This is a genomic window from Rhizobium sp. 01N447_2 (assembly GCF_056399245.1).
In genome coordinates this window covers 56642-62641 of the sequence record NZ_JBFTQY010000033.1, presented here as the reverse complement: position 1 = coordinate 62641, position 6000 = coordinate 56642, and the positions used below count along the sequence as shown (strand labels likewise).

Sequence of the window (6000 nt, the reverse complement as noted above, 5' to 3'; positions counted from 1 at the left end):
GTGATGCCAAGGTCGACCGGTCGGTGGCAACTGGCACCGTGCCGCAGACGCCGCCGAGCACCGACACGCTCTCCGACGAGATGACCGTGCGCAATGCCGTGACCTCGGCCGACGTGCAAAGGCTCGAGGGCCAGCCGCTTCCCTGGGCGAACGCATCGACCGGCAGTGCCGGTGTCATCGATACGATCGTCGAAAACAATGAGTCCGGCCAGGTCTGCCGGCAGTTCCGCACGACCCGGCATTCCTATGTCGGCATCGCCAAATTCTACGGCAAAACCTGCCTCGTCGGCGGCGGCAACTGGCAGCTTCTGAGCTTCCAGCCGGAAAGTTGATCCGGCGGGAGAACTGAGCCTCCTAGGTCGTGTGGTCGAATGCTGCTTCTCCAAACTCAAGCAGTTCAAAAGAGTCGCAACGCGCTTCGAGAAAACGGCGAGAAACGACCTCACCGTCGTCACCATCGTAGCAACCGTCCTATGGATCAGATAACAGCCCAGGCCACCTAGAGCGCCGCGCGTCTTCTCAGACGCGCCAAGGACGCTCTATCACTTTGAATCCGCGCATAATCCTTTCCGAAAATCGATTCCGATTTTCGGGGTTATGCGCTAGAGAGAAATAGCTTGGCCCGCACCCAGGCGCTTGGCCTCGCGGTAAGCGAGGTCGGCTGCCACCATATCTTCCATAGCGACGCCCATGGCCTTGTAGATTGTGATCTGCTGATCTGACGTCCGACCTGGTCGCTGCCCCAGCAACATCGCGCCAAGATCGGTGCCTGCCTCGGGATCAATATTTGCAAGTTCGCAGCAGCCCACCGGTGTTGGCGCGAACGAATCCCGCGTCTCAACAAAGAGGGTGCCGCGAGCCATCAAATCGATCGGAAGTTCGCCGCCGAGGGGCGCGACACCAACCGAGGACACGTGCGTTCCTGGTTGAACCCATTCTGCCGATATTGCGGGGACATAGGAGTGCGTCGCGAGGCACACAACATCTGAAGACCGTATCGCCGCCTCGAGGTCCTCGACGGCAGTGATGCCTGAATGACGTGAAGCCAGCGCCTGCGCATCAGCAAAATCTTTAGAGAACACTCGAATTTCCTGGAAATCGCGAACGAGCGGCAACAGGTGAAGGTGCTGGCTGGCTTGAACGCCCGCGCCCACGACGGTCGCGACCTTGGCATTGCACCTGGCGAGTTCTCGCACTGAGAGGACGGCCGAACCGGACGTGCGTACGGCCGTGATGTAGGTGCCATCCATAATGCAAACAGGCATTCCTGTTTCTGGATCGAAGAGATGTATTGTTGCGAGGTGACTGGGCATGCCCCGGGCGATATTGCCTTCGAACACGTTGACCAGTTTTACGGTCAAATGCATTCCCTTCATCCAGGCCGGCATCGCCAACGAATAGCCTGCATTCGGAATATCGAGTTGTGGCCGCGCTGGATTGACGACACGACCGTCGGAGAGCGCTTTGAACCCGTCCGCTAGCGCGTCGAGCAGCTTGCGCAGGTCGATGCATGTTTTGACCTCCGCTTCGCTCAGCGAGAGAATCTTGATCTCACCTTTGGTGTGAGTGCTTAAGGCAGGTTGGGTTCTGTGCATGATGTTGCTTGCCTTCGTCTGGTTGGGGTTTAGTTCTTTTCCAACCGTATTGCGGCAAACGGCGCGACGAAATATAGTAATTTCGACTTCTTTGCGTGATTATCGCGCATTCCAACCCAGGAAAGTGTGAATCAGAAATGAGTGACTTGGACCGTGTCGATCGGATGCTGCTCGGGCTATTGCAAGAAGATGGTCGCCGGACTGTTCTTGACCTCGCCGAACGCGTTGGATTGTCACCCACGGGCGCATCCCAGCGCATCAAGCGGCTTTTCAGTGAAGGCTTTATCCGCGCTGTGCGGGCTGTGCTCGAGCCTTCAAAGATCGGACGTGGCACGCTCGTCTTTGTCGAGGTAAGGCTCGATCACACCGCGCCGCACGTCTTCGACCGCTTTGCAGAGGCTGTTGCGAAGGCACCCGAAATCATCGAATGTCATATGGTGATTGGTGGCTTCGACTACCTGGTCAAAGCACGAATAGCTGATATGGCGACGTTTCAGGAATTCCTGCAGCGGGTCATTCTGCCACTTCCTGGCGTCAGGGAAACCCACAGTTACGCATCAATCGGTGATGTGAAGCCTGACGCATTGTTGCCGCTTTGACACCTCCGATTTTCCGGACCGGTTGAGACTGGAAATTCCAGTCTAGACGGAGTTTTCGGCATGAAAGTCGAAGTTCACGGAGGTGCAGATCGCTTTCATTGCGGCAAACCGGGGAGCAAACGCCGGTTCCCGTGGTCTGTCGGTAGTCGCGCGTCGCCGCCATCGCCTTATCGATCAGACAAGTGTCCACGCCACCTAAGGCTAAATTCAAACCATTACCGCGTCCCTTTGCGCGTTCGAAATGACGCATAGCGCCGTCGCCAACAGGTTAACGCGCGACCGCTTTCTGCCGAGTGCTTAGCAAAGAGCTAACCATTCGCCGCGAAACACCCCACATGTCTGCCCAGAAATAACAAGTGATTAGCAACTCCGCCGCAGGATCAGCGTTGAGAGTGGCTGTTCCTGCCTTTGTAGCGGGTGGCGCCACACAGGTTTTATTGGACGGGGATGCCGGGCAAGGACGAGGCTTGCCGCATCGCAACACCGGCGGTTTTAACATGCGCGATCCTTACAAAATTCTGGGCGTCAAGCGCGACGCGGCAGTAGACGAGATCAAGGCGGCTTGGCGCAACATGGCCAAATCAGCCCATCCCGACCACAATCAGGACGATCCGACAGCGACGGCCCGGTTCGCCGAGATCGGCCGCGCCTATGAAACGCTGAAGGACCCGCGCAAACGTAGCCTGTTCGACAATGCCCTGCGGATGGCCGAAGCCAAGAAGCACGAACAGACGATCATGCAGCAGCGCCAGGCCGCCCGCGAGGCAGCCGTGCGCGCCAAGGCGGCGCAGGCCAATGCCGAGCGCGTGATGGAAGAGCTGGCGCGCGCCGCCCAGAAGGCTGCCGCTGACGGCTCCAGGCAACAGGCAGGTTCCGCTGAGGCGGCCGACGAGATGGTGGATCGCATTTTCGGCGCCCAGGCCCGCGCGGCTGCCGGCGGCCAGGCGCAGGGTCGCGCCCAGCAGACGCAATATCAGCAGGCCCAAAATCAACAGACACAAAACGCCCAGGGCGACGCCGGCAAGCGCATGGATGGCGATGCCGCCGAGGCCGACACCAAGGGCGACGAGGAAGCGGGCGAAACTGCAGCCAATGCCGCCGCCAACCTGTCGCTGCCGCTCAGCATCCTGACAAACCTGGTGCGCCGTTTCACCGGCGCCAAGGATACCGGCCTCGATAAAGCACCGGATGAGGTGACGACGGCGACGGTCACGATCGACGACGTGTTGAAGAGCGGCTGGATCACCGCGTCATTGCCGGAGGGCCGCGAAATCGGCTTCGCATTGCCGGCAGGCACGACCGACGGTCACGAGATCAGGCTCAAGGGACAAGGCTTCAAACTGCCAGGCATGCAGCGCGGCGACGCCGTCGTCAACATTCGCATCGCAACCGATCCGCGCTTCACGGTCGATGGTTTCGATCTGCACGCAGTGCTGCCGCTCAGCATCGAAAATGCCGTGCTCGGCACCGAGGCGCGCATCGAAGGGCCGAGCGGCCCGCTGAACGTGACGATCCCGGCATGGTCCGGCTCGGACAAGACGATCCGGGTTCCCGGCCAGGGATTGCCGCGCGAAGAGGGCGGCAGAGGCGATCTCGTTGTCGAATTGCGCATTATCTTGTGGGAAAAACCTGACGACAAAATCACCGATCTCATGCGGAGCATGCGCGAAGGCCTGTTCCTATGAAATTTTTATGACATTCGCACCCTTTATTACGATCCCTAACAGTTGATGATCCCGGCCAAGCTTGAACCGATTAACGGCCTATGCCATAGGCAGGATCGATCAGAATCCTAGGGAGCGAAATATGGCTCAAGCATCCGGCCTCATGGCAGGCAAACGCGGCGTCATCATGGGTGTCGCCAACAATCGTTCGATTGCGTGGGGTATTGCCAAGGCCATTCATGCGCAGGGCGGAGAAGTCGCGTTCACCTATCAGGGCGATGCGCTGAAGAAGCGCGTCGAGCCGCTCGCCGCCGAAATCGGCGCGACGCTCGTCGGCCACTGTGACGTCGCCGACGAAGCCACCATTGATGAGGTTTTCGAGAATGTCGAAAAGCTGTGGGGCAAGATCGATTTCCTCGTGCATGCGATCGGCTTTTCCGACAAGGACGAGCTGACCGGCCGCTACGTCGACACCTCGGCCGACAATTTCGCCAAGACGATGCAGATCTCCGTCTATTCCTTCACTTCGGTCGCACGCCGCGCCGAGAAGCTGATGACGGATGGCGGCGCCATGCTGACGCTGACCTATTACGGCGCCGAAAAGGTGATGCCGAACTACAACGTCATGGGCGTCGCCAAGGCCGCGCTCGAAGCCAGCGTCAAGTATCTCGCCGTCGACCTCGGCCCGCAGAACATCCGCGTCAACGCCGTCTCGGCCGGACCGATCAAGACGCTTGCCGCCTCCGGCATCGGCGATTTCCGCTATATTCTGAAATGGAACGAATATAACGCGCCGTTGCGCCGCACCGTCACCATCGAGGAAGTCGGCGATGTCGGCCTCTATCTCCTGTCGGACCTGTCGCGCTCCGTCACCGGCGAAGTGCACCATGCCGACAGCGGCTATCATGTCATCGGCATGAAGGCGGTCGACGCGCCCGACATTTCCGTCATCAAGGACTAGAGCATTTCGAGCGGAGCTGAGACCGTGCTTATCTACGTGATCAGACACGGCCAGACCGCCTGGAATGCCGAGCGCCGCCTGCAGGGTCAGAAGGATATCCCGATGAATGCCACGGGCCTGGAACAGGCCCGACAGAACGGCATCGCGCTTGCCGGGATTCTCGGCGACACGATCGACCAGTTCGATTTCGTCGCAAGCCCGCTCCAGCGCACGCGCGCGACGATGGAAATCATGCGCACCGCCATGGGCCTGCCGCCGCTGGCCTATCGCACCGATCCGAGGCTGGTGGAAATTTCCTTCGGCGACTGGGAGGGCTCGACGCTCAAGGAGCTGAAGGCGACGCAGCGCGAGCGAGTGGCGGAACGCAACACCTCGAAATGGGATTTCATCCCGCCCGGCGATGACGCGGAAAGCTATGAAATCCTCTCCTGGCGCACCGGCTCATGGCTGAACTCCGTCGATCGGCCGACGGTCTGCGTGACCCATGGCGGCGTCATCCGCACGCTGTTCCAGACGATCGCCGACCTGCCGAAAAGCACGGCTGCAGAAGGCGCAATCCCGCAGGACCGGATCATCAGGATCGAAACTACTGAGCGGACGATCGCTTGGCTGTAGGCATCGCAGGGCGCTCGGTCGAATTGGGACACGAGCGAGTTGTCGGCCAGGAGATTGCCGAGACCTGCCCCTCATCCGGCTGCCGCCACCTCTCCGTTTCCACTCACTCTCGTAGGGCACGTCCCCTCGCCCCGCGAGCGGGGAGAGGGTTAGGGTGAGGGGCAGCCATCGGCGCGTACCTCACCCGATCATTCTCCAGAGAACCGGTTATTTAACGATATCGAGATCGTTGATGACGCGCTTGCCGTCGACCTCGGTATAGAAGACGATCACCTTCACGCCGGCTTCGAGGCCGTCGAAATTGAATTCCTCGGGCGCCTGATAGGTTTTGCCGTCATCGAGCGTCAGCACGAGGTTGGCCGTGTCGACCTTCTTGATGGTCGCCTCGACATCGGCGCTCTCGGCAAAACCGCTCATCGGTGACAGGAAGCTTGCTGTTGCCAAAAGCGTGGCGACGACGAAACGCATGGCGACAATCCTTTTAAGACGCTGCACGAGAAACTGACTGGCCACAGATAAGCTCCTGAATATGGCGAAAATTGCCCGTAAGAATGGCTTTTCCCGCC

General features: G+C 59.7%; 7 protein-coding genes and 1 pseudogene. 6 read left to right on the top strand and 2 right to left on the bottom strand.

All coding sequences use genetic code 11. The features are described from left to right. Both AC1ECN_RS21785 and AC1ECN_RS21780 read left to right on the top strand, forming a co-directional pair. A partial coding sequence (locus tag AC1ECN_RS21785; protein ID WP_477954068.1) for an RT0821/Lpp0805 family surface protein occupies nucleotides 1-332 on the top strand: 332 nt, incomplete at its 5' end. A 34-nt stretch (nucleotides 333-366) separates the two neighbouring features. Further along, nucleotides 367-486, top strand: a pseudogene (locus tag AC1ECN_RS21780) (IS5/IS1182 family transposase); the annotation flags it as partial. A gap of 116 nt (nucleotides 487-602) precedes the next feature. Here the strand turns inward: AC1ECN_RS21780 and AC1ECN_RS21775 are convergent. Further along, a complete protein-coding gene (locus tag AC1ECN_RS21775; protein WP_130672071.1) occupies nucleotides 603-1595 on the bottom strand; it encodes an ornithine cyclodeaminase family protein in 993 nt (330 codons plus the stop codon). A gap of 137 nt (nucleotides 1596-1732) precedes the next feature. Here AC1ECN_RS21775 and AC1ECN_RS21770 point away from each other — a divergent pair, with 137 nt between their 5' ends. The 4 genes from AC1ECN_RS21770 (at nucleotide 1733) to AC1ECN_RS21755 (ending at nucleotide 5434) form a co-directional block, all read left to right on the top strand. Next, nucleotides 1733-2194 (top strand): Lrp/AsnC family transcriptional regulator, encoded by a 462-nt coding sequence (locus AC1ECN_RS21770; protein WP_130672070.1) that lies wholly within the window; start codon nucleotides 1733-1735, stop codon nucleotides 2192-2194. Between the two features lie 467 nt (nucleotides 2195-2661). Further along, the gene (locus tag AC1ECN_RS21765; RefSeq protein WP_197727380.1) at nucleotides 2662-3879 is read left to right on the top strand and encodes a J domain-containing protein; all 1218 of its coding nucleotides are present in this window, start codon (nucleotides 2662-2664) and stop codon (nucleotides 3877-3879) included. A 121-nt stretch (nucleotides 3880-4000) separates the two neighbouring features. Then, a complete protein-coding gene (gene fabI, locus AC1ECN_RS21760; protein ID WP_018067977.1) occupies nucleotides 4001-4819 on the top strand; it encodes an enoyl-ACP reductase FabI in 819 nt (272 codons plus the stop codon). 24 nt (nucleotides 4820-4843) lie between these two features. Continuing rightward, complete coding sequence (locus tag AC1ECN_RS21755) at nucleotides 4844-5434, top strand: histidine phosphatase family protein (RefSeq protein ID WP_018067978.1); 591 nt, start codon at nucleotides 4844-4846, stop codon at nucleotides 5432-5434. Nucleotides 5435-5641: 207 nt separating this feature from the next. Here the strand turns inward: AC1ECN_RS21755 and AC1ECN_RS21750 are convergent, their stop codons facing one another. Next, nucleotides 5642-5902, bottom strand: a complete 261-nt coding sequence (locus AC1ECN_RS21750) for a DUF1344 domain-containing protein (protein ID WP_003569889.1) — start codon at nucleotides 5900-5902, stop codon at nucleotides 5642-5644. Nucleotides 5903-6000 lie beyond the last annotated feature (98 nt).